At 68.0% G+C, this 25530-nt stretch carries 24 protein-coding genes; 12 read left to right on the top strand and 12 right to left on the bottom strand.

Annotated elements, in window-relative coordinates; genetic code table 11:
* Positions 1–393: 393 nt before the first annotated feature.
* A complete protein-coding gene (locus tag AMS67_RS16730; RefSeq protein ID WP_206541732.1) occupies positions 394–1209 on the top strand; it encodes a carbonic anhydrase in 816 nt (271 codons plus the stop codon).
* A gap of 142 nt (positions 1210–1351) precedes the next feature.
* On the opposite strand, the gene AMS67_RS03735 is transcribed toward AMS67_RS16730, so the two are convergent.
* The gene (locus tag AMS67_RS03735) at positions 1352–2176 is read right to left on the bottom strand and encodes an aldo/keto reductase (RefSeq protein ID WP_053386176.1); all 825 of its coding nucleotides are present in this window, start codon (positions 2174–2176) and stop codon (positions 1352–1354) included.
* A 64-nt stretch (positions 2177–2240) separates the two neighbouring features.
* Positions 2241–3485 carry an MFS transporter gene (locus tag AMS67_RS03740; RefSeq protein WP_082305267.1) on the bottom strand — a complete coding sequence of 415 codons (1245 nt, stop codon included), beginning with the start codon at positions 3483–3485 and terminating at the stop codon, positions 2241–2243.
* A 169-nt stretch (positions 3486–3654) separates the two neighbouring features.
* On the opposite strand from AMS67_RS03740, the gene AMS67_RS03745 reads away from it, so the two are divergent.
* On the top strand, positions 3655–4116 hold the full coding sequence (locus AMS67_RS03745; RefSeq protein ID WP_053353751.1) for a MarR family winged helix-turn-helix transcriptional regulator: 462 nt from the start codon (positions 3655–3657) through the stop codon (positions 4114–4116).
* Positions 4117–4226: 110 nt separating this feature from the next.
* Here AMS67_RS03745 and AMS67_RS17600 read toward each other — a convergent pair whose 3' ends face one another.
* Complete coding sequence (locus AMS67_RS17600; protein WP_162230808.1) at positions 4227–4457, bottom strand: hypothetical protein; 231 nt, start codon at positions 4455–4457, stop codon at positions 4227–4229.
* A gap of 94 nt (positions 4458–4551) precedes the next feature.
* Here AMS67_RS17600 and AMS67_RS17050 point away from each other — a divergent pair, with 94 nt between their 5' ends.
* The gene (locus AMS67_RS17050) at positions 4552–5169 is read left to right on the top strand and encodes a TetR family transcriptional regulator (RefSeq protein ID WP_053386177.1); all 618 of its coding nucleotides are present in this window, start codon (positions 4552–4554) and stop codon (positions 5167–5169) included.
* A gap of 53 nt (positions 5170–5222) precedes the next feature.
* Here AMS67_RS17050 and AMS67_RS03755 read toward each other — a convergent pair whose 3' ends face one another.
* Entirely contained in the window at positions 5223–5792 is a 570-nt protein-coding gene (locus AMS67_RS03755; protein WP_053386178.1) for a helix-turn-helix domain-containing protein, read from the bottom strand.
* A gap of 117 nt (positions 5793–5909) precedes the next feature.
* On the opposite strand from AMS67_RS03755, the gene AMS67_RS03760 reads away from it, so the two are divergent.
* Positions 5910–7328 (top strand): DHA2 family efflux MFS transporter permease subunit, encoded by a 1419-nt coding sequence (locus AMS67_RS03760; RefSeq protein ID WP_082305269.1) that lies wholly within the window; start codon positions 5910–5912, stop codon positions 7326–7328.
* Between the two features lie 47 nt (positions 7329–7375).
* Here the strand turns inward: AMS67_RS03760 and AMS67_RS03765 are convergent, their stop codons facing one another.
* Complete coding sequence (locus AMS67_RS03765) at positions 7376–8383, bottom strand: putative FMN-dependent luciferase-like monooxygenase (protein WP_053386179.1); 1008 nt, start codon at positions 8381–8383, stop codon at positions 7376–7378.
* 140 nt (positions 8384–8523) lie between these two features.
* Positions 8524–9651, bottom strand: a complete 1128-nt coding sequence (locus tag AMS67_RS03770; RefSeq protein ID WP_053386180.1) for an ABC transporter permease — start codon at positions 9649–9651, stop codon at positions 8524–8526.
* Between AMS67_RS03770 and AMS67_RS17805 the strand changes: the two genes are divergently transcribed.
* Positions 9637–9975: a sensor histidine kinase gene (locus AMS67_RS17805; RefSeq protein WP_206541733.1), complete on the top strand. Its 339-nt coding sequence runs from the start codon at positions 9637–9639 to the stop codon at positions 9973–9975. The genes AMS67_RS03770 and AMS67_RS17805 overlap by 15 nt on opposite strands.
* A 70-nt stretch (positions 9976–10045) precedes the next feature.
* Positions 10046–10696, top strand: coding sequence for a GntR family transcriptional regulator (locus AMS67_RS17605; protein ID WP_162230809.1), 651 nt, complete (start codon positions 10046–10048; stop codon positions 10694–10696).
* A gap of 33 nt (positions 10697–10729) precedes the next feature.
* Here AMS67_RS17605 and AMS67_RS03785 read toward each other — a convergent pair whose 3' ends face one another.
* From AMS67_RS03785 to AMS67_RS03810, 6 genes are all read right to left on the bottom strand, one after another.
* The gene (locus AMS67_RS03785) at positions 10730–11653 is read right to left on the bottom strand and encodes an ankyrin repeat domain-containing protein (protein ID WP_053386183.1); all 924 of its coding nucleotides are present in this window, start codon (positions 11651–11653) and stop codon (positions 10730–10732) included.
* 86 nt (positions 11654–11739) lie between these two features.
* Positions 11740–12924, bottom strand: coding sequence for a MarP family serine protease (locus AMS67_RS03790; protein ID WP_053386184.1), 1185 nt, complete (start codon positions 12922–12924; stop codon positions 11740–11742).
* A 124-nt stretch (positions 12925–13048) separates the two neighbouring features.
* Positions 13049–15295, bottom strand: coding sequence for a heavy metal translocating P-type ATPase (locus tag AMS67_RS03795; RefSeq protein ID WP_053386185.1), 2247 nt, complete (start codon positions 15293–15295; stop codon positions 13049–13051).
* 2 nt (positions 15296–15297) lie between these two features.
* Positions 15298–15510 carry a heavy-metal-associated domain-containing protein gene (locus AMS67_RS03800; RefSeq protein WP_053353657.1) on the bottom strand — a complete coding sequence of 71 codons (213 nt, stop codon included), beginning with the start codon at positions 15508–15510 and terminating at the stop codon, positions 15298–15300.
* A gap of 900 nt (positions 15511–16410) precedes the next feature.
* Positions 16411–17058 carry a Pr6Pr family membrane protein gene (locus tag AMS67_RS03805; RefSeq protein WP_053386186.1) on the bottom strand — a complete coding sequence of 216 codons (648 nt, stop codon included), beginning with the start codon at positions 17056–17058 and terminating at the stop codon, positions 16411–16413.
* On the bottom strand, positions 17043–18215 hold the full coding sequence (locus AMS67_RS03810; RefSeq protein ID WP_053386187.1) for an AAA family ATPase: 1173 nt from the start codon (positions 18213–18215) through the stop codon (positions 17043–17045). Before AMS67_RS03810 ends, AMS67_RS03805 begins: the two co-directional genes overlap by 16 nt.
* A gap of 169 nt (positions 18216–18384) precedes the next feature.
* Here AMS67_RS03810 and AMS67_RS03815 point away from each other — a divergent pair, with 169 nt between their 5' ends.
* From AMS67_RS03815 to AMS67_RS03840, 6 genes are all read left to right on the top strand, one after another.
* A complete protein-coding gene (locus AMS67_RS03815; RefSeq protein WP_053386188.1) occupies positions 18385–19413 on the top strand; it encodes an LLM class flavin-dependent oxidoreductase in 1029 nt (342 codons plus the stop codon).
* Positions 19410–20450, top strand: a complete 1041-nt coding sequence (locus AMS67_RS03820) for an LLM class flavin-dependent oxidoreductase (protein ID WP_053386189.1) — start codon at positions 19410–19412, stop codon at positions 20448–20450. The genes AMS67_RS03815 and AMS67_RS03820 overlap by 4 nt, the downstream gene beginning before the upstream one ends.
* A gap of 65 nt (positions 20451–20515) precedes the next feature.
* Positions 20516–21004 (top strand): Lrp/AsnC family transcriptional regulator, encoded by a 489-nt coding sequence (locus AMS67_RS03825; RefSeq protein ID WP_053386226.1) that lies wholly within the window; start codon positions 20516–20518, stop codon positions 21002–21004.
* Between the two features lie 146 nt (positions 21005–21150).
* A complete protein-coding gene (gene hisC / locus AMS67_RS03830; protein ID WP_053386190.1) occupies positions 21151–22266 on the top strand; it encodes a histidinol-phosphate transaminase in 1116 nt (371 codons plus the stop codon).
* Positions 22263–23681 (top strand): amino acid permease, encoded by a 1419-nt coding sequence (locus AMS67_RS03835; protein ID WP_082305270.1) that lies wholly within the window; start codon positions 22263–22265, stop codon positions 23679–23681. The genes hisC and AMS67_RS03835 overlap by 4 nt, the downstream gene beginning before the upstream one ends.
* Positions 23682–23832: 151 nt before the next feature.
* On the top strand, positions 23833–25233 hold the full coding sequence (locus AMS67_RS03840) for a M20/M25/M40 family metallo-hydrolase (protein ID WP_075201217.1): 1401 nt from the start codon (positions 23833–23835) through the stop codon (positions 25231–25233).
* The last annotated feature ends 297 nt before the right edge of the window (positions 25234–25530 follow it).

The raw sequence follows: 25530 nt of genomic DNA on the forward strand, positions 1-25530 counted from the left end.
GGCTGATTCGTCTTCGGATGCAAACACAGCGGCGCAGGCGAGCGCTTCGGCTGAGGGCAGCGCCTCAAGCACCGGCGGACATAAGGGGAACGGTGCGAAGGGATTGGCAGTGACAGGTGCCAATGGTGCGATGAGTATCACTGCCGCTCTCGCCGCGACTGTACTCGCTGCATTTGGGGGGCTCCTGGCCTTCACGGCGCGTCGCCGTAAGCGAGACGTCGAAGAAACGCCATTCAACAACTAGACCGGTTGTAAAAGCAGAGCGCGGGCTCGGACTATGGAGTCCGCGCTCTGCTTCCCCCGCGAAATCCTTGTTTTTCTTTCTGGCGAGTAACTGATCCATGTCGCCACGTATAGATGGTTTCGCCAATACGATGGCCAAAAACATGATTTGTGGACACTGCTAAAAATATGAACTTCAGACGACGTCGTGCTTCGCTTACTGCCGCGACGCTCATTGCCCTTATAGGGGTGGGTGGTTGCTCTCTGCCCCACACTCAACCAGAGTCGACGATAGCCCGAGAACCACATTGGGACTATGGCAAAACTGATGGGCCTGACAAGTGGTCGAGCCTTTCCAACGACTTTTCAGCTTGTTCGGCAGGGAAGCAGGAGTCACCCATCGATCTCCCAGAAGCAGTTCCGACATCCACTGAGGAAGTCGCCCTTGAAATCGATAGCGCCACAAGCGGCACCGTGACCGATTCAGGGCATGCGATGCAGTTCACTGCAGAGATCAGCACAACAACGACAGTATTTGATAACAAGAGCTTTGGCTTCGTTCAAATGCATTCTCATATGCCGTCGGAGCATACAGTTGCTGGTCTTCATTCCGCCGCGGAATTTCACTTTGTTTTTCAGTCACAAGATAAGGAACACCTCGTCGTCAGCGTCTTTGCTAACGTCGGCCCTGCATCAGAAGCCTGGGAGAATGCAGCTCAGGCTTTTGAGCAGGGTAATGAAACGCCCTTGTCAATCGATATCGCGGCTCTGATGCCTTCGAGTCTCAACTTCTATGGCTATGACGGTAGTTTGACAACGCCTCCCTGTACCGAAGACGTGAAATGGGCCGTGTTCTCTACCCCGATCACCATCTCACAAGAGCAGCTTGACGATCTCGCATCATTGCACTCTGGAAATGACCGCCCAACGCAGCCGCTTGAGGGTCGAACGATTCACGGTGGGCGACTGACAATACTCGGTGAGTGATTTCTTGAGTTGAATGGGCGACTTCACACCGCAAGTCCCTTGGAATCTGAACTGCAATTTTAGCGTGGTGCTGAATGGCCGGCGATTGAAGATCTCCGTGCGCACGGAAGGCCCGATCTGACCCCAACCCGGCAAGCCCGACTCAGCCGTTGAACTGAGCCGGGTGCGGCCCGGTGCGACCGTCGCGCTCCAAGCCGTCGATCGCCGCGAGCTCTTCGCCCGTCAGCGCGAACCCGAACACGTCGAAGTTCTCGGCGATGCGCGCGGGCGTCGTCGACTTCGGAATCACCACGCGGCCCTGCTGCAGGTGCCAGCGCAGCACGACCTGGGCGGGCGTCTTGCCGTGCCTGGCGGCGATGTCGAGAATCGCCGGCTCACCGAGCACCGCGCCCTGGGCGAGCGGGCTCCAGGCCTCGGTCGCGATCCCGCGCGCCGCGTTCGCGGCGACGACCGCGCGATTTTGCAGCGCCGGGTGCAGTTCGACCTGGTTCACGGCGGGTACGATGCCGTGCGCGCTCGCGATGTGGTCGAGATGATCCGGCTCGAAATTGGAGACGCCGATGGCCCGCACGCGACCTTCGGCGAGCAGCCGCTCGAGCGCGCGCCAGGTATCTGCGTAGGTGCCGCGCGCCGGCGTCGGCCAGTGAATGAGGTAGAGGTCGAGCGCGTCGAGGCCGAGTCGCTCGAGCGTCGCGTCGTAGGCGCGCAGGGCGGCGTCGGTGCCGTGGTCGTCGATCCAGACCTTCGAGGTGACGAACAGTTCGTCGCGGGCGATGCCCGATGCGGCGAGGGCTCGGCCGACGCCGACTTCGTTGCCGTAGATCGCGGCGGTGTCGATGCTGCGGTACCCGGTCTCGAGGGCCGCGGTGACGGCGGCGGTCGTCTCGTCGTCAGGAACCTGGAAGACGCCGAAGCCGAGCTGCGGCATCTCGATGCCCGAGTTGAGGGTGATGGTGGGGATGGTCATGGGGTCTCCTGTCGAAACGGTGGGTGGTGAAGCGGGCGAGCTGCGCTCAGCAGAAGATCTGCGTTCAGCGGATGGGTTCGGGCTGCAGGGAGTCCGCTGAGTGCAGATCTTCCGCTGAGTGCTGCGCGGCGAGGTGGTTGGCGGCGGGTCGACTCGCGCCGGCGCTGCGCCTCGCGGCAGCTGCCGCCGCGATGATCACGACGAGCGCGATAGCGGTGAGGGCGGCGCCGATCCAGATCGGGGAGGTGTAGCCGAAGCCCAGGGTGATGCCGACGCCGCCCGCCCAGGCGCCGAGCGCGTTGCCGACGTTGAACGCGCCGATGTTGGCGCCCGATGCGAGCGTCGGTGCCCCGCCCGCGTACTGCATGACACGGCTTTGCAGGCCGGGTACCGTGCCGAATCCGAAGCCGCCCATCAGCACGAGAATCGCAATGGTTGCGGTCGGCGATGACGCGAGCAGGCCGAAGAGTACGAGCACCACGGTCAGTGCGGCGATGAAGCCGATGAGGCTGCCGTCGATCGACCGATCGGCGAGGCGACCGCCGGCCCAGTTGCCGACGACGAGCCCGAGCCCGAAGAGCACGAGCAGCCAGGGCACGGTCGAGCTGGCGAAGCCGGTCACCTCGGTGAGTGTGTAGGCGATGTAGGTGAATGCGCCGAACATGCCGCCGTAGCCGAGCACGGTGACGGCGAGCGAGAGCCAAACCTGGCCCGACCGGAATGCCCCGAGCTCGGTGCGGAGGCTGACGGTCGGTGAATGGTCGCGCGGTGCTCGGACGAGGATCGCGATCCCCGCGAAGGCGACGATCCCGATGGCCGAGATGATCCAGAACGTGGATCGCCAGCCGAACTGCTGGCCGATGAACGTGCCGAATGGAACCCCGAACACGTTCGCGGCGGTGAGGCCGGTAAACATGATCGCGATCGCCCGGGCCTGCTTGCCGGGCGCGACGAGGGAGGCCGCGACGACCGAGCCGATGCCGAAGAAGGCGCCGTGGCTCAGCGCGGCGATGATGCGGCCGATCATGGCGACCTCGTATCCGCTCGCGAGGGCTGTGACCGCGTTGCCGATGATGAAGAGCACGATGAGGCCGAGCAGCACGGGCTTGCGGGGCAGCCGTGTGGTGGCGGCGGTCAGGCCGAGCGCGCCGACGACGACGGACAGCGCGTAGCCCGAGATGAGCCACCCGGCGGCCGCTTCCGAGACGCCGAAGTCGGTGGCGACCTCGGGGAGCAGGCCCATGATGACGAATTCGGTGAGCCCGATTCCGAAGGCTCCGAGTGCGAGGGCGATGAGTCCCAATGGCATGTGGTGTTCCTGAGCTTTCCGAGTAAACTAGTTGCAGACGCGGGATATTGCGTCAGCGCAGATAATGATTGCACACGCAATTAATCGGCGCAAGCAACGAATGCGCTCGCGCTCCGTGCACGCAGCAGTGTGTGCCGGATCGCCTGCGCGCCGAGCACCGGGAGACATCATGGGCATTGCCGACGACGCCGTCGAAATTCGCGCGCACGGGTGGCGCACGCTCGCCGCGCTGCACACGCTGATCGAGGCGGAGCTGGAGCGCGCGCTCGCCGCAGCGGTCGAGCTCTCGGTAGTCGAGTACACCGTGCTCGACGCGCTCAATCGTCAAGACGGGTGGCACATGCGCATGCAGCAGCTTGCCCGGGCTACGGCCCTCAGTGCCAGCGCCACCACCCGCCTCGTCACGCGTCTTGAAGACCGCGGCCTGCTCACGCGCATTCTCTGCGCCGACGACCGCCGTGGCATCTATACCGAGCTCACCGCGGCCGGCCATCAGCTCTACGATCGGGCGCACCCGCTGCACGACGCGACACTCGAGCGGGCGCTCGCCGAAGCGTCTGAGCAGCCCGAGCTCGCACCCGTCGTGCGGGCGCTGCAGGAATCGCACGCGGGGGTTGCGCCGGTCGCCTGACCGTCGCGCTCACAGCTTGGCGGGCGCCCCGCCGTCTGCCAATCGCTGCCTGATGGGCTGGGGCAGGGTTTGGTGCGCGCAATCACTCCCGTCGCATCGGAGAAATTGCGTCACGCGGGAGAAATTGCCGGCGTGGTGCCGCACAGCGCAATTTCTCCTGCGCGGCAGAAGGCTGCCGTGATGGGGCGATGGGTGACAGTAATGGTGGGCATTGTCGCGAGAAAAATTGAGCCAAGCTCACTCAAGGCTGGCGCAAAATGCGACATACGTTTCACAGGGGATTGGGAACGTGTGAGCACATGTGCACAAAATGCGATAAATTCGAACGGATTGTGCGCCATTGCGCCAATGTGCGGCGAAAACCAAAACTGGGCCGTTATCTTTGACCTATGCCCACCAGAACCGGATGGGACGAGACGTTCCGAGGAGTCGCCGATGGCACCACATATTGAGGGCGCTGGCACGAAGCAGCAGCGCGGAATCGAGACCCGACTGGCGCTGCTCGAGGCATCGGGTCGCGTGTTTTCGCGACTCACCTATGACCAGGCGAAGTTGAAAGACATTTCTGACGAGGCCGGCGCGAGCCAGGGCTCGATCTACTTCCACTTCGGCAACAAGTACGACATTGCTGAAGCGGTGCTCACCGTGCAGCAGGATCGTATGAGCGCACTGCTCGAAGAAGAGGTCAAAGTAGGCCGCGCGGCCTACGACACCATCCTGGTGATGCTGCCGCGCCTCGCCGAGCTCATGGCGGGCGACACGCTCGTGCAGGCCGGTCTGCAGCTGGTCGACTCGCTGCCCGAAGAGCTCAAGGAGCACGGGCACAATTCGTACACCCGCTGGCAGCAGGCCACGCTCGAGCTGATCGAGCAGGGCGTCGCCGACGGGTCGATCACGACGACCGAGGCTCCCGAGCTGCTCGCCGAGATCATCACCGAGATCTACATCGGTGCGCAGATGATGTCGGGCATGGCCGACCGGTGGGCTTCCTTGCCCGCACGCATCGAGCGCGCGCTGCCACTCGTGCAGCGGTTGCTGCGCCCCGCTCAGTAACCGCGAACGAGCGAACAGAGAGCGGCAAGCGGCACTCCGCCCCCAAAGTCGATCTATCCGGCGGCGATGCGCGGCACCGCGCGCTCACCGCGCGGCCCGTAGAGGTGCAAGATCTCGACGGCGTGATCATCGGCCGGGCCGAACCAGTGCGGCGTCAGCGATGAGAATTCGGCGGTTTCTCCGGGCGCAACGAGATGCTCGACGTCGTCCAAGATGAGTCGCAGCGTGCCGGCGAGCACATAGAGCCACGCATGCCCCGCGTGCGATCGCAGCTGTACCTTGCGTGGTCCGAGTACCTGCTTGAAGACTCTGACGTTGCCCGGTGACTCGGTGAGCGGCACGATGACGCCACCGCTCTGCGACCGCCGCGGCGAGAGGTGCACGCGCGCATCGCCGGTCGCCGGCGCCGAGACCAGGTGATCGAGGGCGATGGCGAATGCAGCGGCGAGCGGCAGCAGCAGATCGAGCGTCGGCTGGCGGCGGCCGGTCTCGAGTCGTGAGAGCGCGCTGATCGAGAGGCCCGTGCGGTCGGCGAGCTCGGCGAGCGTCCAGAGCCGCGCGCGGCGCAGCTCGCGCACTCGGGGGCCGATTGCGGCAATGGTGTCGTCGACATCGCAATCCATATCGATATTTTTGCAGATTCTGCAAAAAGCCTCGGCGTGACGGCGGTCTCCGGGAGACACTGACTGCTGTTCGGCACGCGATCGTGTGCCGTCGAGCCAGAAAGACCGGTACCGTCGATGACCGCGACCCGCACCCCACCGCCCGCTTCCGCAGCAGCGACCACCACAGCCACTGCCACCACCGCCCGTCAACGCTGGACGATCCTTGCGATCTGCGCGTCTGCGCTCTTCCTGGTCGGTCTCGACACGACGATCGTGACGGTCGGGCTGCCCGCGATCGGCACCGGGCTCGGGGTCGGCAGCGGCAGCCTCGCCTGGGTGGTCGACGCCTACACGGTGCCGTTCGCGAGCCTGCTCATGACGGCCGGGGCGTTGGCCGATCGGTTCGGCCGCAGGCGCGTGTTCCAGATTGGGTTGCTGGTCTTCGGGGCGGCATCGATCGTCTGTGCGTGCGTGTCGGATCCCGCGGCCCTCATCGCCGCGCGCGTGCTGCAGGGGGTGGGAGCGTCGATGCTCACCCCGGTGGCGCTGTCGATCGTTGTGCAGGTGATGACTGACCCGACCGAGCGCGCACGGGCGATCGGGGTCTGGGGCTCGGTATTCGGCGTGAGCATGGCTGCCGGGCCGCTCGTCGGCGGCGCGCTGATCGCCGCATTCGACTGGCGCGCAGTGTTCTGGATCAACGCCCCGGTAATCGCCGTTGCGATGATTCTCGTCGCTCTCTTCGTGCCGGAGTCGCGCGGGCAGCACGCCCGCAGACTCGACGTGCCGGGTCAGGTGCTGCTCATGCTGGTGATCGGCACCGGCGTCGCATTGCTCATCGAGGGGCCGCGCGTGGGGTGGGGGCACCCCGGTGTGCTCGGCGGCGCGCTCGCGTTCGTTGTGATGCTGGTGGCTTTCGTGTGGGTCGAGCACCGCACGGCACAACCGCTGATCGACCTCGCACTGTTTCGGGTGCCGAGCTTCGTCGGAGCAGTCGTCGGGGCGATCGCGGTGTTCGTGGGCTTCAGCGTCACCCTGCTGACGACGACGCTCTTGCTGCAGGAGTCGTTCGGCTGGACCCCGCTCGCGGCCGGGGCCGCCTCGCTGCCGATGGCGATCGCGTCGACGGTGTGCGCTCCGGTCGCCGGGTACCTCGTTGGGCGCTCGGGGGCACGTCTGCCCCTGATGATCGCCGCGATCACCCTGACATTGGGAGGGGCGCTCTTTCTTGGCGTTGTCTGGGGAGTCGGTCCGGTGTGGTGGGCTCCGGCCTACCTCGCGGTGGGCATCGGGGTGGGGTTCGCGAACGCGCCGATCACGAACACGGCAGTGAACGGGCTTGCGCCGGATCGCGCGGGCGTCGCGAGCGGCACCGCATCGACCGCGCGACAGGTCGGCACTGCCATCGGTATCGCGCTCGCGGCGAGTTTCGTCGCGCACGCCTCGGGGCCGCACCTCGTCGCGGCATCGCTGCCGGCCTGGATCACCGTCGTGGCGTGCGGGCTCGTGCTGCTCGGCGTCGCCGCCACCGCGGCGCGATCGCGAAGGGCGTGAGCGGGTCGGGCGTGACCGCGCCAGGGTGACCGCGCCAGGGTGACCGCTCAGGCGGGGTGCACCTGCCACCCGAGGGCGGGGGCGATCTCGGTCGCGAGGAGCTCGATCGAGCGCAGCGTGAGTTCGTGGGTCGCATCGATCGAGTGCACCTGCGCGGTGACATCGGTCGCCTGACCGAGAATCTCGTCGGCGCGCAGCGAGGCGATCACTTCGTCGGGAGTGCCGACGTGCGTGTCTGTGATGCGTGCGAGCTCCTCGATCGAGAGTGCATCCGCGTCGGCGCCATGCATCTGCTGGGCGAGGCGGCGCAGGCCCGCGTCGGCGAGCTCGAGCGCGCGATCCCGATCTGCGGCGTCGACAACGAGGATGGTGCGCGATGCGAGCACGCGCTCAGGGGCGTCTGCGGGAAGGGCCGCACGGTACGCATCAACGATGGGCTGCTGAATCTCGTGCAGCGGTGCATTCGGCCGCTCGGCCGTGCGCGGCTGAGTGCGCGACAGCATGAGTCCATCGCCTCGGCGCCCCGCACGCGCGGCGCCCTCTGCCGAGAAGGTGCCCTGCCAGATGCGTCGCCCGAGGTCGCCGGCGGCCGGGTAGATACGTGCATCGGTGCCGCGCACCCCGTCGCCCGCGAGTGCGGCGTCGAGCACAGCGAGGTGCTCGTCAAAGATCTCGCGGCGTCGCGCGAAGTCGTGACCGAACGGTGCGAACGAGCTGGGCGTGCCGCCGGAGGCGATTCCGAGCTGCACGCGCCCGCCGCTCAAGGCGTCGAGCACGGCGGCATCTTCGGCCACGCGCAGCGGGTCATCGATTGGCAGGGTGACGACTCCGGTGCCGAGCTCGATGCGCGTCGTGCCTCGGGCCGCTGCCGCGAGCAGCACGAACGGCGAGGGCAGGCCGCCCTCGTGCTCCCCGAAGTGGTGCTGCGCCACCCAAGCGGAGGCGAATCCGTGGGCTTCGGCCGCATCGATCTGCTCGAGTGCGTAGCGGTAGCGGTCGGCGGCCGAGACGGGTTCGAGCAGGCGGGTGAAGAGCCCGAGGCGGGCAGCGGTCATGGTGCGACTCCTTGGGTGGCGATCCTGCGTCCAGGCTACTCGTGCGACGAATGCGCATGTCGCTTCATGACCTCGGGCGACCACGGCGCTCGGGCGGCCTCGGCACGCACTGTGAGCCTGGCTCAGCCCGTGAGCGCGACTCAGCCCGCGAGCGCCGCGGTCGGCGGAGTGCGCGCGGCGCGCACCGCCGGGTAGAGCCCGGCGACGGCGCCAATGGCGAGGGTCGACCCCACCCCGATGCCGATGACCGCGGGCGAGAGCGCGACGGGCCAACCGTTGGCGAGCGCCATGCCCGCGGTGACGGCAACCCCGATGACGGCCCCGAGCAGCCCGCCGAGCAGCGACAGGAGCAACGATTCGGCCAAGAACTGGCGTCGAATGTGCGCCCGCGTCGCGCCGAGTGCGCGCCGCAGCCCGATCTCGCGCTTGCGTTCGAGCACCGAGATGATCATCGTGTTCGCCACCCCGATGCCGCCGACGAGCAGTGCGATCGATCCGAGCCCCACGAGTAGCCCCGAGAAGGCTTGATCCGCGGCGTGCTTCGCCGCAAGCGCATCTGACGGACGAGAGACCTCGACGTCGGAGGGCGACTGCGGGTTCAGCGTCGGAGCCAGTTGCGTCTGCACCTGGCCGACGGCCGCGTCGTCGGAGCGCTCGTAGAGAGTGGTGGGGCTGCCGTCGAAGCCGAAGAGTTCGGCGGCGACGGGTTCGCCGATGAGCGCGGCGGTGTCGAGCTCGGGTGCGAGTGCGATCGGTTCGAGAATGCCGACGACGGTGAACCATTGCCCACCGAGCCACACCTGGGCACCGGGGGAGTTGATGCCGAGACGTTCGGCGGCGGTCGCCCCGAGCACCACCGAGGGGTACTCGGCAGTGGCCGCGTTCAGCCAGGCGCCCGCACGCAGGTCGCCGCCGACCACATCGAGCAGCGACAGGTGCGCGGCCAGCACACCGATGCCGCCCGTGGCGCCGGGGTCGGCGAGCTGGTTGCGATACACGTTCTGCTCGAGCAGAGCGGTGCTGCCGACGCTCTCGACGCCGTCGATGCGGGCGACCCGACCCACGGCGTCGTGCGGTAGCGGCACTTGCTTGCCGGCGAAATTGGTGCCGGCCTCGGCGGTCAAGAGATTCGTGCCGAGCGCCGAGAGCTCGTCGTTCAGTCGGGCCTGACTCGATGCGGAGATGCCGCCGACCGAGGTATCGCGCTGACGGTATCCGCCCCTGCGGGCCCGACGCAGGTGGTCGGTGACGCTGTGCTGCTGAAGCACCTCGTACGCAATCTTGTCGAGAACGCGATCGCCTACAACCGGGAGGTCGACGGATCGGTGTCGGTGACGCTGGTGCCGGCCGGGTCGACGACCGCCGGTGCATCGCTCGTGGTGTCGAACACGGGCGCCGAGATCGACCCCGCGCTCGTCGAGGGGCTCTTCGAGCCGTTCCGTCGACTGCATCCGCGCCAGCACCGCCCCGGAGAGGGTGCGGGGCTCGGCCTGGCGATCGTCGCATCGATCACTCGAGCGCATCGCGCGACCGTCTCCGCACGCGCTCTTCCGGGCGGTGGTCTCGAAGTGCGCGTGGATTTCCCCGTCTGATTCGTGGTGGCCCGGCGTTACCATTGCCATATCCAAATTTCACCGAGCCATGGTTCGAGAAGGGTATGCGATGCCGGTTCCTGTTCCCCTGACGCCGACGAAGAAACGGCGCACCCTGCGTGACGTGGCCTACGACTCCTTGAAAGCGGCGATTCTCGACGGCACGTTCACGCCCGGGGAACGTCTGGACGACACGGCGCTCCAGGAGTGGCTCGGCATCTCACGCACCCCGATTCGCGAGGCGATCGCGTTGCTCGCCGCCGACGGGCTGATTGAAACCGAGGCGCAGCGCCACACCCGGGTCGTGCTGCCCGACCCGGATCGTGCGATCGAGGAGATTCAGGCGGTCGGGGCGCTGTCGGCCGGAGTCATCGGTCTCGTCGTGCCCGTGATCGATCGCGAGGCGCGAGCGCACCTGCAGAGCCGAGTCGGCGAGGTCGGCCAAGCGGCGGCGTCCGAAGACGCGGACCGAGCGATTGCGGCATTGCAGCGGCTGCACGAGATGCTCGTTGAGCTCTGCCCCAACGCCACCTTGCGGCGCATCGTCGGTGAGTCGGTCATCTCGCTGGGATTTCACCTCAGTGTTACCGTCACCGGGCAGCTCATCGAGTGGGAGCGCCTGCGCGACACCGCTGCCGCGCTGAGCGATGCAATCGACATGCGCGACGCGGTTGCCGCGCAGCGACTCATCGAGCAGATGCACTTCATCGCGGTCGAGTAGCGCCCGCGGACGCCGACCCGGCCGGTGTGCTGCCTACTGCGCGCCGAGCGCGGTGAGCAGCGTGATGGTGACCGGATGGTTGTTCGCGGTTGCGAGGGCGAGGGCAGTCTGGCCGTTGGTGTCGGGTGTCGAAATGGCAGCGCCGGCGCGCAACGCGAGTGCCGTGAGATCGGGATCGCCGGTCGAGGCCGCCCGGAAGAGTGTCGCCTGCGCATCTGCGCCCGGAATCGGGGAGTGAATGGCGCGCGCGATGAGCGACGCCTGCCGGCCGAGCCCGTACTGCTCGGCGAGCATCGAGGGGGTCTGGCTGGTGTTGCCGGTCGCGATGCTGAGGTCGGCACCTGCAGCGATGAGCACGCGCGCCGTGTCCTGATACTGCTGCACCTGATCGGGCTTCGCGTAAATGAGTGCCTCGTGGAGGGCGACGTAGCCGTAGTTGTTGATGTGGTCGATGCTGATGCCCTGCTGAATGAGGGTGCCGACGACGGTGGTGTGGCCGCGCTCGGCCGCGCGGATGAGCCCGGTGCCGTGGTACGAATCGAGACTCGCGAGGTCGGCGCCGTGCGCCAGCGTCAGTGCGAGCAGATCGTCGTACCCCTCGCTCGTCGCGATCAGGTAGGCGCTCTGCACGGTCTCGTCTTGCGCGTTCACATCGGCGCCGGCGGTGATCAGGTCGGTCGCCTCCGCGACGTCGTCGGCCCACGCCGCTGCGATGAGTCGGGTGTTCAGTTCTGCGGTGCTGAGGCCCTGCAGGTCTGCGCGCACCTCGGATGCCGGGTCCGGGGTGGGCTCGGGCGCAGCAGGCGAGGTCGCGGGCGGGGTGCTCGTTTCGCTCGCGGGGGTCGGATCAACCGGCGCCTCGGGCTCGGGGGCGCACCCCGAGAGGGCGATCGCGGCAATCGCGGCTGCGGCGAGCGTGGAGGTGAGGCGGGCGGGGAATCGGGTGGGAGCAGGCATGATTCCACGGTAGAAACCCCGGGAGCGGGGTGCGTCAACCGATCGGTTGAACTGCGATCGTGCAAGGAGCAGGCCGCTCCCCGGCGTCAGCCCGGAATGCAGGCGCCGGTCGAGACGGGCGAGGTGGCCGAGTCGAGCGTGGCGAGCACCGGCAGCAGCTCGGCGACGGTCATCGCGTATCCCACGTTCTCGCGCTGCGTATCGCGCGCGAAGACGACGCCGGCGACCCCGCCCTCGGCAGTGAGCAGCGGACCCCCCGAGTTGCCGGGGCGCACATTCGCCGAGAGCACGTGAATCGAACGCGGCGACGTGCTCGAGTTGTAGATATCGGCGATCGGAGCGTCGCGCGTCGCCAGCACGCCGGCCGCCACGGTCGTGAACGGTCCGCCGTAGGGGTAGCCCTCGACGGCGCCGGCGCTGCCGGGAACCAACGTGTCGTCGATGGGCAGCGGCGCGGCATCGATGTCGACGGCGATGACGGCGAGGTCGTCGATGGGATCGAAGTACACGACCTGCCCGTCTCGGGCGGGTTCACCCGGCAGCTCGACCAGCGGGGTGTCGACGCCGGCGACGACGTGCGCGTTCGTGACCACGCGATCCTCCGCGACGACGAACCCCGTGCCGGTCGGCATCGTCGAGCAGCCGTACGCGACGCCTGAGATGCGCGCGACAGACTGCGCGGCCTGCGCGAGCGCGGGGTCATCGGTGTCGATTGCGGCGACGTCGGGGGAGACGCCGAGGTCGCCGTCGAGCAGGGCATCGACGGTCGGGATCACCGTGTCGTCGAGCACCGCAGCCTGCAGGCGCGCGGCCGCGTCAGTCAGGGGAGTCGGCGTCCACTGCTGCAGTGTGCGCAGCACCGATGAAGACGCGACTGCCGAAGACACCACGGGCACCCCCGACGAGGCGATGCCGGCGCCGATCAGCGAGACCGCGACGACCGATGCGACGAGGCCGAGCGCCCCGCCGAGCAGGCGTTCGGCGAAGCGGAGCTTGAGGCGATCCGCACCGCGCCTGAACCATGACCCGACCAACGACCCGAGCCCGGCCCCGACCGCGAGCAGCAGCACTGCTGAGCCGACTACGGCCGCACTGCGCCACGCGTTCTCGGGGATCTCGCGCGCAATGATGGGCAGCAGCCAGGGCGACAGTGCGGCCCCGACGACAAGCCCGGCGAGCGCGCCGAGCACCGAGAAGAAGCCGGAGCGGAAGCCCGAGATCGTGGCAGCGATCAGCACCACCAGCATGATGATGTCGGCGATCGGAAGCATCGGGTCTCCTGCGCGGTCGTGCACGGGCCCGCCGCCCGGTGCTTTCCGGAACTGTAGCGATCGGGCCTGGGAGGGTGGCGCAGGCTCGGTGTGAGAACGGCGCGATTCCGCTTGTGTGAGCCGACTACACCGCTCGGCTGCGGAACGAGCGCAGGCGCAGGCTGTTGCCCACCACGAAGACGCTCGAGAACGCCATGGCGGCCCCGGCGAGCATCGGGTTGAGCAGCCCGAGTGCGGCGAGTGGAATCGCGGCGACGTTGTAGGCAAAGGCCCAGAACAGGTTGACCTTGATCGTGGAGAGCGTGCGCCGCGAGAGCCGAATCGCGTCGGCCGCGCTGCGCAGGTCGCCGCGCACGAGTGTGATGTCTGAGGCCTCGATCGCGGCGTCCGTGCCCGTGCCCATGGCGAGCCCGAGATCGGCCTGGGCGAGCGCAGCCGCGTCGTTGACGCCGTCGCCCACCATCGCCACAACCCGGCCGTCGCGTTGCAGCCGCGAGATCACGTCGGCCTTGTCGCGCGGCAGAACCTCGGCGATCACATCGGTGATGCCCACCTCGGCGGCGATCTGTTCGGCGACCGTGCGGTGGTCGCCGGTGAGCAGCATCGGCGTGAGGCCGAGATCGGTGAGCTGGCGGATCGCCTCGGCGCTGGTCGGCTTCACCGCGTCGGCAACGGAGAGCACGCCGCGCACCTCGCCGTCCCACGCCACGAGCACGGCGGTGCGGCCGGCGCTCTCGGCAGTCGCCATCGCCTCGACGAGTGTCGCATCGGGGGTGATTGCCCAGCTCTCCATGAGCGCGCGCCGACCGACGAGCACTGCGTGCCCGTCGACGACGCCGCTGACGCCGAGGCCCTCCATATTCTGGAAACCCTCGACGGGCGGGAGCACTGCCCCGAGCTCGGAGGTCGCACCGGCCGCGATGGCCTGGGCGATCGGGTGCTCTGAGGCATCTTCGAGCGCGCCGGCGAGGCGCAGCAGCTCGGCGCGCTCGGTGCCCGCGCCGGGGATGACGTCGGCGAGCGACATGCGCCCGGTGGTCACCGTGCCGGTCTTGTCGAGCACGACGGTGTCGACGCGGCGGGTCGACTCGAGCACCTCGGGGCCGGTGATGAGCACGCCGATCTGCGCCCCGCGCCCGGTGCCGACGAGCAGCGCCGTCGGGGTGGCGAGCCCCAGCGCGCACGGGCAGGCGATGATGAGCACCGCAACGGCGGCCGTGAACGCGCTCGCCGCCGGGAAACCGAGCGCGAACCAGGTCACGAGCGTGCCGATCGCGATGACGAGCACGATGGGCACAAAGACGCCCGAGATGCGATCGGCCAGACGCTGCACCTCGGCCTTGCCCGACTGCGCGTCTTCGACCAGGCGGGCCATCTGTGCGAGCTGCGTGTCCGAGCCGACGCGCGTGGCGCGCACGACGAGGCGACCGCTCGTGTTCACGGTTGCGCCGGTCACGGTGTCGCCCGGGGCCGCCTCGACGGGTACGGATTCGCCGGTGAGCATGGAGGCGTCGATCGCGGAGTGACCCGAAACGATGACGCCGTCGGTGGCGATCTTCTCGCCGGGGCGCACCACGAAGGTGTCGCCGACGGCGAGGTCGCCGATGCCGATGGTGGTCTCGACGCCATCGCGCAGGAGGGCGACGTCTTTCGCGCCGAGCTCGAGCAGGGCCCGCAGCGCGGCGCCGGCTTGGCGCTTCGAGCGCTGCTCGAAGTAGCGGCCCGCGAGCAGAAACATGGTGACCCCGGCCGCGACCTCGAGGTAGATGTTGTTCGCCCCGTCGCTCGGCTGCACGGTGAACTCGAACGCGTGCACCATGCCGGGCATGCCCGCCATGCCGAAGAAGAGCGCGTAGAGCGACCACAGGTAGGCGGCTGACGTGCCGACCGACACCAGGGTGTCCATGGTGGCGGCGCCGTGGCGCAGGTTGATCCAGGCGGCGCGGTGGAACGGCCAGGCACCCCAGACGATGACGGGCGAGGCGAGCGCGAGCGATGCCCACTGCCAGTAGGTGAACTGCAGAGCAGGAATCATGGCGAGCAGGATCACCGGGACCGACAGCACAATCGCGCCGATGAGTCGGTGGCGCAGCGCCGTGAGTTCGGGGTCTGAGCGCTCGGCGGGCTGCTCAGCGGTCTCGGAAGCCGGCGGCTTCGGGAGTGCTGCGGTGTAGCCGGTCTTCTCGACCTCGGCGATGAGCAGCGCGGGATCGAAGTCCGCGGGCGCCTGTACGCGAGCCTTCTCGGTGGCGTAGTTGACCGTCGCCTCGACCCCGTCGAGCTTGTTCAGCTTCTTCTCGATGCGCATGGCGCAAGAGGCGCAGGTCATGCCCCCGATCTCGAGTTCGTAGGGGTGCGTGGTCGACGGCATGATCAGGCCGCCTGCGCGGTGTACCCGGCCTCTTCGACGGCGGCGAGCACTGCGGCTGCGTCGACGGGGCCTTCAGTGGTGGTGACGGCGAGGTGTCCGGTGGATGCGCTGACGGTGACCTCAGTGACCCCGGTGATTTCGGAGACTTCAGATCGCACCGCGCGCTCACAGTGCCCGCAGGTCATGCCGGTGACGGTGAATTCGGTGGTGGTCATGAGTGTCGCCCTTCGCTGTGGTGCACGATGGAGGTGTTCCATCGCTGCCACCATATACCCATGGGGGGTATCTTTCAAGGGGTTTTGATGCTGCGACTATTCCCCTGGGGTCTGGGTGAAGGTGGCGATTGACGCGGCCCATGCGCGCCAAGATTTGGCGGCGAGCCGAGCGGGGGCCCGATTCCGTGGGCGGGATGAAAAACGCAATCTTGTTGATATTTTTATGTTTTAGGGTGCTTGTGCTTTAGTCTGGCGTTCCTGATTCAATCAACAACGGCCAATGGCGGCCAGGTAGGAAAACTCAATGTCGAGAATTCGATCTGTATTGGAGCTTGCGCAACACTTCTGAGCAAGTCACAGCACCCGGCAGGAAAGGCGTTCTCGATTGGCTGCGGAACACTTGCTGCAATTAGCGCCGCAAACCTTGCGGGAGGCAAATGTTTGACTGCTCATATCGTTGCTGTTCCCCCTGCAATTGGTGGATGGTGGCCGACGTTTCCGAAGTGCTAAGTCCGCTTGAATGACTCGTGTGAAAGGCACCCGATGATCCTGTTCGGTTTTCTACTGGGAATGATCTGCGGAGCAACATCTCGATTGCTCCCGAAGATATCCGGCGCAATTGTTGCCACTATTCCGGTTGCCTGCTGGGTGGCGTATGTGTGTGTTCTTGGGCCCAAAGCTTCTGACGCGATGGTCGGAGGCTCCCTCCTGGGTGCGCTCATGGGTTTGGTCGTGGGTGGAGCAGTCATTGCGATGGGAAGCGTATCCCGTCGTAAGCGGGCTGAGTTCGATCACAAGTCGGAGTAGCTCGGCGGTGAGAGATGCGAGTGGGGGTGCATGTACCCCCACTCGCATCTGGACGACGAGACTTGACGCATCGACGTCCACTGATTTGGCGTTTCACTGCAAGGCATCGCGCGGAGCGCGGCAGATCACCCCTCCGAATCGGCTCAGCCCCCAGACGATGGCACCGCTGACCGCCAGTGAGACGAGCAGCCCGACGCACGTGGCGGCCAGCGCACCCGCTCCGTGCGCGGGCAGCAGGAAGCCGTAGGGCACCCAGCCGTCGGTTGCGCCGCGCACGAGCACCACGCCGAGCCAGAGCAGCGGGTACGGCAACACCGCCCAGCTGTGCCGCCACGGCAGCACGCCGCGATCGCCGACACACACCCAGTCGAGCAGCGTGATCGCCGGCATGATGATGTGCAGCGTCACGCTGACCCAGGGCGGCGCCGAGCCGGTGCCCGGCACGACTACGTTGTAGATCACGCCGACGATGAGCATGCACGCGACGGCGACACCGCGAGCTGTGCGCAACCAGAGCGGTGCGGGCTTGGCGGGGCGCCGCAGCGTCACGAGTCCGGTCGTGATCAGCAGTATGGCGGTGAGCAGGTTCGTGAGGTTGGTGAAGTAGCCGAAGAAGTCGAACGGGTTGACCCCACCCGTGCCGAGCGCATACGTGTACGCGAGAACCAGGATGACTGCCGTGCCGATCGTGAGGCGCGCCCACGCGATGCGGGCGTCGGTGCCGGTCACCGTTTCGGCCATTCCCAGCGGGGCACATCGAGCAGCCCCTGGCCGGCGACCTGAGTGCCCAGGCCGTCTGAGGTCAGTTCGATCATCGACAGTGCCTCACCGCCGGCTGCGGATGCCGCACCAATGCCTGCCTCGGCAAGCGAGCGCTGCAGCACGCGCGAGTGGGTGACGACGATCACCTGCGTGCGCCGGGCGGCCATCGCGATGAGCTGGCCGAGGGCCGGAATCAGGCTTTCGTGCAAGGACGCTTCAGGCTCGTTGACGACGATGAGGGGCGGCGGGTCGGTGGGCAGCAGCGCCGCGCAGAGCAGCAGGTAGCGCAGCGTGCCGTCTGAAAGCTCAGCCGTGGTCATCGGGCGCAGCAGGCCCGGCTGCTCGAACTGCACACGAAAGACGCCGTGCGACACCTCGATGGAGACGCGTGAGCCGGGGAATGCGTCGGCGACGGCACCGTTCAGGTCGCGATCTTGCCCCGATTCGATCGCGGTCGCCCACACAGCGGCGAGATCGGAGCCGTCGTCGCTGAGCCACCGAGTGCGCGTACCCACCTGCGGTGCGCGCGAGGGGGCCTCGGGGTCGGTGCGGAAGTGATCGTAGAAGCGCCACTGCGCCATACGGTGCCGCACGCGCAGAGTGTCGGGCAGCGCCGTCGCATCTTCGAGATCGAGCAGCACACTTTGACCGGGGCCGAGCATCTGCGGCAGCGCACGCCAGCCGCTGCCGTTGTCGCGCACGCGCACCGCAGCGCGCGTGCGGTCGACCAGCACGGAGGCCGGCCGCGCGAACGGGCCCACGAAGACTTGCTCACGCTTCACCTCCGGGTCTCGCCGGAAGAAGCTGCGCTCGGGGTCGACCTGCGGCAGGCCAAGGTCGGTGAGGTAGCCGTACTCGTCCGAGCTGTACCCGAGCTGCAGCGACACGGGCCGCGAGCGCGAGCCGCCCTGCCCGCCCGGCACTTCCGGGCCCGCCCAGAGCGCACTCTCGAGACCGCCCTCGCGCGCAATGGCCCCGACGATGCGGCCCTCCCCTGCCGCGGCGAGCAGCCGAAGCGCGCGATACAGATTCGACTTTCCGGTGCCGTTGGCGCCGGAGACGACCGTGAGCTGAGAGAGCGGCACGATGACGTCGACCAGCGACCGGTACCCGGCGACGGCGAAGGTGGAGAGCATGCGGGCATTCTGACACTCGCCGCCGACAATGTGCGGTGATCCCGAGCCGTCGCCCCTGCGTCACGGAAGGTCACACATCCATTCGGGAATGGGAGAAGCCGCGCGGCGTTTCATACGCTGAGTACCGCGTCGGCTGTGACGACGCCCGGTCGATCCGAAGGAGCACCCCATGACCACTGCACGCAGGCCGCTGCGGCATCTTGGCTTCATCCATCTCGTTCCCTTCGACGCGGATGCGCCGGAGGGTGGGTTCCGCGACGCGATCGAGCTCTTCCGCTACGCCGAGGAGCTCGGCCTCAATGGTGGGTGGGTGCGCACCCGCCATCTGCAACGCGGACTCCCGTCGCCGGCAGTCTTCTTCGGTGCGCTGTCGCAGGTGACCGAGCGGATCGCCCTCGGCACGGCGGTGATTCCGGTCGGGCACGAGAACCCGTTCCGTCTCGCCGAAGACCTCGCGACCGCCGACGTGCTCTCGGGCGGCCGCGTGCACGCGGGGTTGAGCGTGCACCCGCCCAAGCCGGGCGACGACGCCGTGAACGATCTCGTGCACGACTTCGGGTGGCGCGAAGAAGATTACGGGTACGGTCGCATCGAGCGGCTGCGGTCGTTCCTCGCGGGTGACGCGGTGCGCGAGGTCGAGGCGTACACCGGCATCGGCGGCGACTTCGATTCGCCGCGGGTCGAGCCCTTCAGCGCGGGGCTGTCGGAGCGCCTCTGGTACGGCGGCGGATCGTTGCGGTCGGCCGAGTGGGCCGGGCAGGCCGATCTCAACTGGCTCGTGAGCAACATCAGTTCGACCGAGAACGGCGTCACCGACTTCTCGCAGGCGCAGCGCAATCAGATCGACGCATTCCGTGCGGCGAGTCCGCGTGGTGATGACGCCCGGGTCTCCGTCGCGCGCGTCATCGTGCCGACCGACGGCGCCACCCCCGAGCAGGCGGCGAAGTACCGCGCGTATGCCGAGGCGCGCACCCCGCGCACGACGCAGGTGCATGGCAAGAACACCATCATCGCGCTCGACGTGCTCGGCTCGCTTGAAGAGATCGTCGACTTCATCGAGCACGACATCGCGTTCCAGGCGGCCGACGATTACCTGTTCGAGCTGCCGTTCGAGTTCGAGCTGGACGACTGGAAGCAGATCCTGCACCAGCTCGCGACCCGCATCGGCCCCGCCCTCGGCTGGACCCCGGCCGCATGACCGCCGTCGCCCCGCGCCCGCTGCAGCGCCTGAGTTTCAATCACCTCGTCCCGTTCTCGCACACGACCCCGGCGGCAGCGTTCGCCGACGGGATCAGACTGTTCACGATCGCCGAAGCGGTCGGGCTCGACGATGGCTGGCTGCGCACGCGGCACCTGCAGACCGGACTCGGCGCCTCCACGGTGTACTTCGGTGCGCTCTCGCAGGCGACGTCGCGCATCGGCCTCGGCACCGCGGTGACGCCGCTCGAGTTCGAGAATCCGTTCCGCCTTGCTGAAGACCTGGGCACCGCCGACGTGCTCTCGGGCGGGCGGTTGCAGCCCGGCTTCAGCCTGCACGCCCCGGGCTACGCCGACGCCGTCAACGACCTGGTGCACGACGCCGGTTGGCGTGTCGAAGACTACGGCCGCGGTCGAGTGGAGCTGCTGCGGTCGCTCGTTTCGGGGGCGCCCGTGCGCGAGGTCGCGGCGTACGGCGGCTTCGGCGGCGACATCGATTCCCCGCGCGTGGAACCGCACAGCCCGGGTCTTGCGAGCCGCCTCTGGTACGGCGCAGGATCGCTCGAGTCGGTGACCTGGGCCGGCGAAGCGGGTTTCCAGTTGCTGCTCGGCAACATCTCATCGACGCACGACGGCGGCACCGACTTCGCGCGCGAGCAGAGCCTGCAGATCGATGCCTTCCGTGCGGCGCACCCCCTGGGTGACGCGGCGCGGGTCAACGTGTCTCGGGTGATTCTGCCCCTCGACGGGGCCACGCCCAGCCAGGTCGCGAAGTACCGCGAGTACGTCGCGGGTCGCGCGCATCGGGTCGGCCGTGTGCACGGCGCGAAGACGATCATCTCGAACGACCTCATCGGCACGGTCGACGAGCTCGTCGACGAGATCCGCGCCGACGCGTCGTTCCAGCGCGCCGACGACTATCAGGTGCATCTGCCGTTCGAGTTCGAGTTCGCCGAATGGAAGCACCTCGTCGAGACACTCGCCACGCGACTCGGGCCCGCACTGGGGTGGACGCCGGCGACCGAACGAGGGATCTGACGCACGCGACATCCGCGTTCTCGCTCGTCGCATGAGGCAGGCGCGCCAGATCTATGATGGTGCCGATGAACATCGACTCGCTTGACGTGCGCCTGATCACGCTGCTGTGCACCGACACCGGCATCTCGGTGATCGAGAGCGCGCGGCGACTCGGGGTGGCGCGCGCGACGGTGCAGAGCCGGCTCGACAAGCTGCGCGCCAGCGGCGTGATCTCGTCGGAGGCGCCGTCGATCGACCCCTCCGCGCTCGGCTTCGTACTGCGCACCTTCTGCACGATTCAGGTGCGGCAAGACGTGAGCCACACCACCATTGCCGAGGGGCTCGCGCGCATTCCCGAGATCACGGAACTGCACACGATCACCGGTGACTTCGACATGATGGCGTCGTTCGTGTCGCGATCCACCATCGATCTGCAGCGTGTGCTCGACCTCATCTCGAACACCGACGGGGTGATTCGCGTCTCCACGCGCATCGCGCTCGCGACTCACTTCACCAACCGCACGCTCCCGCTCGTGCACAGCGCGCCGCAGCCGTCGAGCGCGCCTTCCGCGTAATGCTGCACAAGTTGTGAGGTGAAAGCGGCGTTCCCGCGGCATTTCTGCACAACACGTACAGTCAAAATGAGTGCGATTGTCTAGCGCTCTGCGATTCCCTAACGTGTGTCTGGTCGCATCCGACCGCTCATGTTCACAGGAGAATCATGTCGCTACATCGTCGTACGAGCCTCGCCGCAGTGCCGCCCTATCGCCAGGGGCGACCGGCCCCCGCAGGCGCCAGCAAGCTGTCGTCCAATGAGTCCCCGCACCCGCCGCTGCCCTCCGTCGTCGCGGCCGTCGCAGCGGAGCTCGATCGGGTGCAGATCTACCCCGATATGGGCGCGAGCGCGGTGCGCGAAGCACTCGCCGAGCGGCACGGGGTTCCCGTCGAGAGCGTGACCGTCGGCGCCGGATCCGTCGAGGTCGCGTCGCAGCTGATCCACGCCACCGCGGGCGAGGGCGATGAGGTCGTCTTCGCGTGGCGATCCTTCGAGGCCTACCCGTCGCTCGTGCGCATCGCAGGCGCGACGCCCGTCGAGGTGCCGCTCGACGCGCACGCGCGCCACGACCTCGACGCGATGCTCGCCGCCATCACCCCGCGCACGCGCCTCATCTTCGTCTGCAACCCCAATAACCCGACCGGCACCGTCGTTGCGGCGGAGGCGCTGCGCGCGTTCGTCGACGCGGTGCCGCGTGACGTGCTCGTGGTGATCGACGAAGCGTACGTGCACTTCGATCGCACCCCGAACCGGGCGAATGGGCTCGAGCTGTTCCGCGAGTTTCCGCACGTCGCCGTACTGCATACGTTCTCCAAGGCTTACGGGCTGGCCGGCCTGCGCATCGGATACGCGGTTTCGCCCGTCGAGATCGCCGAGGAGCTGCGCAAGGTGGCCGTGCCGTTCGGCGTGACGAATCTCGCGCAGGCGGCCGCAGTCGCATCGCTCGCGGCCGAGGAGGAGCTCGCCGCGCGCATCACCGAGGTGACCGACCAGCGCGAGCGGCTCTTCGTGGCGCTCGACGCCTGGGGCTACGACCCGGCGCGCTCGCAGGCGAATTTCGTGTGGGTCGCAGCCGGGGCCACGAACGGGCGCACACCCGAAGAAATCGGCGACCTGCTCGAGTCGGGCGGCGTCATTGCGCGCGTCTTTCCGGGCGAGGGGGTGCGCATCTCGTGCGGCATCCCCAGCGACACGGATCGGGTGCTCGCCGCGCTCGCACCGGCAGGCACGATGAGCCAGAACGCTGCAGCGCAGCTCGACGCCGAGGCGGTCGTGCGATGAGCGCGCAGGATCTGGGTGCACCCTCGACGGTGGCGGACGACCGCGAGTTCCTCGACACGGGAACACTGCGCACCACGCTCACGAGGCGCCAGGTCTCCATGATGGGCCTCGGCGGCGCCATCGGCGCCGGCCTGTTCGTCGGCTCGGGCAGCGCGATCAACATCGCCGGCCCCGCCGTGCTGATCAGCTACATCGTCGCCGGCATCATCGTGGTGCTCGTCATGGCAATGCTCGCCGAGCAGGTGGCGGCGTACCCGAGCTCGGGGGCGTTCAGCACCTTCGCGCACCGGGCGCTCGGGCGTACCGCGGGGGCCACCGTGGGGTGGCTGTACTGGATCCAGCTCGTCGTCGTCATCGCCGCCGAAGCGACGGGCGCCGCGGCGATCGTGGCCGCCTGGTTCCCGGTGGTGCCGCAGTGGGTATGGGTGCTCGTCTTCATCGTGGCGCTCACCACCATCAACCTGCTGGGCGTCGCGAACTACGGCAAATTCGAGTACTGGTTCGCGTTCATCAAGGTCGGCGCGATCCTCCTCTTCCTCGTCGTCGGCATCCTCGCGATCGTCGGCCTGCTTCCCGGCAATGAGCCGCTCGGTCTGCAGAATCTCGTCGCCCACGGCGGCTTCGCACCGACCGGCTTCGTCGGCATCGCCGGCGCGCTGCTCATTGTGATGTTCGCCTTCGGCGGCACCGAGGTCGTGTCGATCGCGGCGGCCGAATCCGAAGATCCGAGCGGCAACATCCGTCGCACGATGCGCTCCGTCATGGTGCGCATCCTGATCTTCTACATCGGTTCCATCTTCGTCATCGTGTCCGTGCTGCCCTGGGACGACGCCGCCGTGCAATCGGGGCCGTTCGCCGCCGTGCTCGGCGCACTCAAACTGCCCGGCGTCGACCTCGCGATGTCGATCATCGTGGTGGTGGCCCTGCTCTCGGCGATGAACGCCAACATCTACGGGGCCTCGCGCATGGCGTTCTCGCTCGGCGAGCGCGGCATGGCTCCGCGGGTCGTGCGCTCGATCACCCGCAACGGGGTGCCGTGGGCCGCCGTCTCGGGGTCGGTGCTCTTCAGCTTCGTCACCGTCGGCCTCAACTGGGCGTGGCCCGACGCGGTGCTGCCGGCGCTGCTCAACGTCGTCGGGTCGACGCTGCTCATCGTGTGGACGTCCATCGTGGTGTCGCAGATCGTGCTGCGACGCCGGGCCGATCGCGAGGGCCGTGAACTGCCCATCCGCTTCTGGGGGTTCCCGTGGCTGTCGTACACGACGCTCGCACTGCTGCTCGCGGTCATGGTGCTCGTGATGTTCGATACCACCGCGCGCACGCAGCTGCTGCTGACCTTCGGGCTCACGGCACTGCTCGCCGTCATCGCGGCGCTGACGCAGCGGGGCGGGCGGGTGTCGGAGCCCGCTGCGTAGCGTGTGTGCGCGGCGGCGCCCCGGCGCCGGGTGATCCGGCACCGTCTCAGCCGATCGTGCGGGTGTCGCATCTCTCCGTGTGACACCCGCACGACCGGCCGTGTTCGTCGGTTGCCAGAATGAGAGTGCCCCGAGCGAAAGGACCCCGCGCATGACGACGTCCGAACACCAGGCAGAACCGCAGGTCACCGAGCCCGCTCAGCCTGCCGCACCCTCCACTCTCGAAACCGAGGCGCTGGAGTATGCGCGCGAGCTGATTCGCATCGACAGCGTCAACACCGGTGACCCGTCGACGATCGGCGACGGCGAGACTCGCGCCGCAGAATTCATTCGCGACCGCCTCGCCGAAGTTGGCATCACCGGTGAACTCATCGAGCCGAAGGCCGGGCGCGGATCATTCGTCGTGCGCATTCACGGCACGGACCCGGCTGCCGGAGCGCTGCTCGTGCACGCCCACCTCGACGTCGTGCCGGTCGTGGGGCAAGACTGGACACACCCGCCGTTCGGCGCCGAGATTCACGACGGCATGCTCTACGGGCGCGGAGCCGTCGACATGAAGCCGTTCGGCGGCGCCGTCGTCGCGGTGCTGCGGCACTTCGCACGTGAGGGGATCCAGCCGCGCCGCGACCTGGTCGTCGCGTTCCTGGCCGATGAGGAGAACGGCGGTCGCTGGGGCGCCGGATGGCTGGTGCAGCACCGCCCCGAATTGTTCGCCGGGGTGACGGAGTCGGTGGGCGAAGTCGGCGGGTTCTCCGCGCCGCTGCCCGTGCGCGACGCGAGCGGCGCAGTTGCGTCGGGCGACGCCCGGCGTGCGTACCTCGTGGCAGTAGGCGAGAAGGGCGTCGCGTCGGCGACGCTCACCGCGCGCAGCCGTGCCGGCCACGGGTCGCGCCCCGAACCCGACCACGCCGTGCTGGCTCTGGCTCGCGCGGTGACGCGCATCGGCGAGTACCGTTTTCCGCTCGTGCGGAGCGAGGCGCTCAAGGCGTTCTTAACGGCGTTTGGCATCGCCGGCGAAGCGACCGCGACCGAAGACGGGCTGACGCGTGCGCTCGCCGAGCTCGGTTTCGTGGGCGAGACCGTCGCGGCCAGCTCGCGCAGCACCGCGACGCCAACCGTGCTGCAGGCCGGATCGAAGGTGAACATCATTCCCGGCATCGCGCAGGCGCAGCTCGACATCCGCATCGCACCCGGGCAGGGCGACGAGGTGCGAGCGCGCCTGGCCGAACTCGCCGGGCCCGACGTCGAGGTGACCGAGGGGCCGTGGTGGCCGGCCAACACGGCGCCGGTCGACGGCCCGCTCGTCGACGCGATCCGAGCAGCGCTCGCGGTGCAGGATCCGGCTGCCGTCGCCGTTCCCTACCTGCTGCCGGCGAGCACCGACAACAAGCACTTCTCATCGATCGGCATCGCCGGCTACGGATTCTTCCCGCTGCGCGTGCCCCTCGACTTCGACGTGTACGGGCAGTTCCACGCCGCCGACGAGCACGTGCCGGTCAGCGCGATCCACTTCTGCGCGCGCGTGACCGCCGATCTGCTGCGCGACGCGTAGGTGCGGGTGCGGGGCGCCCGGGGGCCGTGTGAGGCGACCGGTGAACCTGCTCGGGCCCACTCCGGGCTCCGACACGCTCCCGCCATCTTTTGCTCCGACAGGAGAAATTGCGTCGTGCGGAGCGTTGATGGGAGTCGGGCCCGCAAGGCGCAATTTCTCCTGTCGAACGGAAGGCGTCGGGCGGTGCAGGCGGCCCGACGTTCATCACGATTCATGATGTTGCCGGGTGTGACGCCGCGTGAATCCGCGTGACGCCGATGCTCGCGGGGCCTGGGCAATGCCTCGTAGTGTGGGCCC

Origin of the sequence: Leucobacter japonicus (genome assembly GCF_001273855.1) — a bacterium.
Classification (GTDB): domain Bacteria; phylum Actinomycetota; class Actinomycetes; order Actinomycetales; family Microbacteriaceae; genus Leucobacter; species Leucobacter japonicus.

What these genes read in the sequence shown, in the direction of transcription:
- AMS67_RS03815 (WP_053386188.1), top strand. Translation starts at nt 18,385, where the DNA reads ATGACCACTGCACGCAGGCCGCTGCGGCATCTTGGCTTCATCCATCTC.
- AMS67_RS03825 (WP_053386226.1), top strand. Translation starts at nt 20,516, where the DNA reads ATGAACATCGACTCGCTTGACGTGCGCCTGATCACGCTGCTGTGCACC.
- AMS67_RS17050 (WP_053386177.1), top strand. Translation starts at nt 4,552, where the DNA reads ATGGCACCACATATTGAGGGCGCTGGCACGAAGCAGCAGCGCGGAATC.
- AMS67_RS03760 (WP_082305269.1), top strand. Translation starts at nt 5,910, where the DNA reads ATGACCGCGACCCGCACCCCACCGCCCGCTTCCGCAGCAGCGACCACC.
- AMS67_RS03755 (WP_053386178.1), bottom strand. Translation starts at nt 5,792, where the DNA reads ATGGATTGCGATGTCGACGACACCATTGCCGCAATCGGCCCCCGAGTG.
- AMS67_RS03805 (WP_053386186.1), bottom strand. Translation starts at nt 17,058, where the DNA reads ATGGCCGAAACGGTGACCGGCACCGACGCCCGCATCGCGTGGGCGCGC.
- AMS67_RS03800 (WP_053353657.1), bottom strand. Translation starts at nt 15,510, where the DNA reads ATGACCACCACCGAATTCACCGTCACCGGCATGACCTGCGGGCACTGT.
- AMS67_RS03765 (WP_053386179.1), bottom strand. Translation starts at nt 8,383, where the DNA reads ATGACCGCTGCCCGCCTCGGGCTCTTCACCCGCCTGCTCGAACCCGTC.
- hisC (WP_053386190.1), top strand. Translation starts at nt 21,151, where the DNA reads ATGTCGCTACATCGTCGTACGAGCCTCGCCGCAGTGCCGCCCTATCGC.
- AMS67_RS03810 (WP_053386187.1), bottom strand. Translation starts at nt 18,215, where the DNA reads ATGCTCTCCACCTTCGCCGTCGCCGGGTACCGGTCGCTGGTCGACGTC.
- AMS67_RS03785 (WP_053386183.1), bottom strand. Translation starts at nt 11,653, where the DNA reads ATGCCTGCTCCCACCCGATTCCCCGCCCGCCTCACCTCCACGCTCGCC.
- AMS67_RS03735 (WP_053386176.1), bottom strand. Translation starts at nt 2,176, where the DNA reads ATGACCATCCCCACCATCACCCTCAACTCGGGCATCGAGATGCCGCAG.
- AMS67_RS03740 (WP_082305267.1), bottom strand. Translation starts at nt 3,485, where the DNA reads ATGCCATTGGGACTCATCGCCCTCGCACTCGGAGCCTTCGGAATCGGG.
- AMS67_RS03840 (WP_075201217.1), top strand. Translation starts at nt 23,833, where the DNA reads ATGACGACGTCCGAACACCAGGCAGAACCGCAGGTCACCGAGCCCGCT.
- AMS67_RS03790 (WP_053386184.1), bottom strand. Translation starts at nt 12,924, where the DNA reads ATGCTTCCGATCGCCGACATCATCATGCTGGTGGTGCTGATCGCTGCC.
- AMS67_RS17605 (WP_162230809.1), top strand. Translation starts at nt 10,046, where the DNA reads ATGCCGGTTCCTGTTCCCCTGACGCCGACGAAGAAACGGCGCACCCTG.
- AMS67_RS03795 (WP_053386185.1), bottom strand. Translation starts at nt 15,295, where the DNA reads ATGCCGTCGACCACGCACCCCTACGAACTCGAGATCGGGGGCATGACC.
- AMS67_RS03745 (WP_053353751.1), top strand. Translation starts at nt 3,655, where the DNA reads ATGGGCATTGCCGACGACGCCGTCGAAATTCGCGCGCACGGGTGGCGC.
- AMS67_RS03820 (WP_053386189.1), top strand. Translation starts at nt 19,410, where the DNA reads ATGACCGCCGTCGCCCCGCGCCCGCTGCAGCGCCTGAGTTTCAATCAC.
- AMS67_RS17600 (WP_162230808.1), bottom strand. Translation starts at nt 4,457, where the DNA reads ATGGCGCACAATCCGTTCGAATTTATCGCATTTTGTGCACATGTGCTC.
- AMS67_RS03835 (WP_082305270.1), top strand. Translation starts at nt 22,263, where the DNA reads ATGAGCGCGCAGGATCTGGGTGCACCCTCGACGGTGGCGGACGACCGC.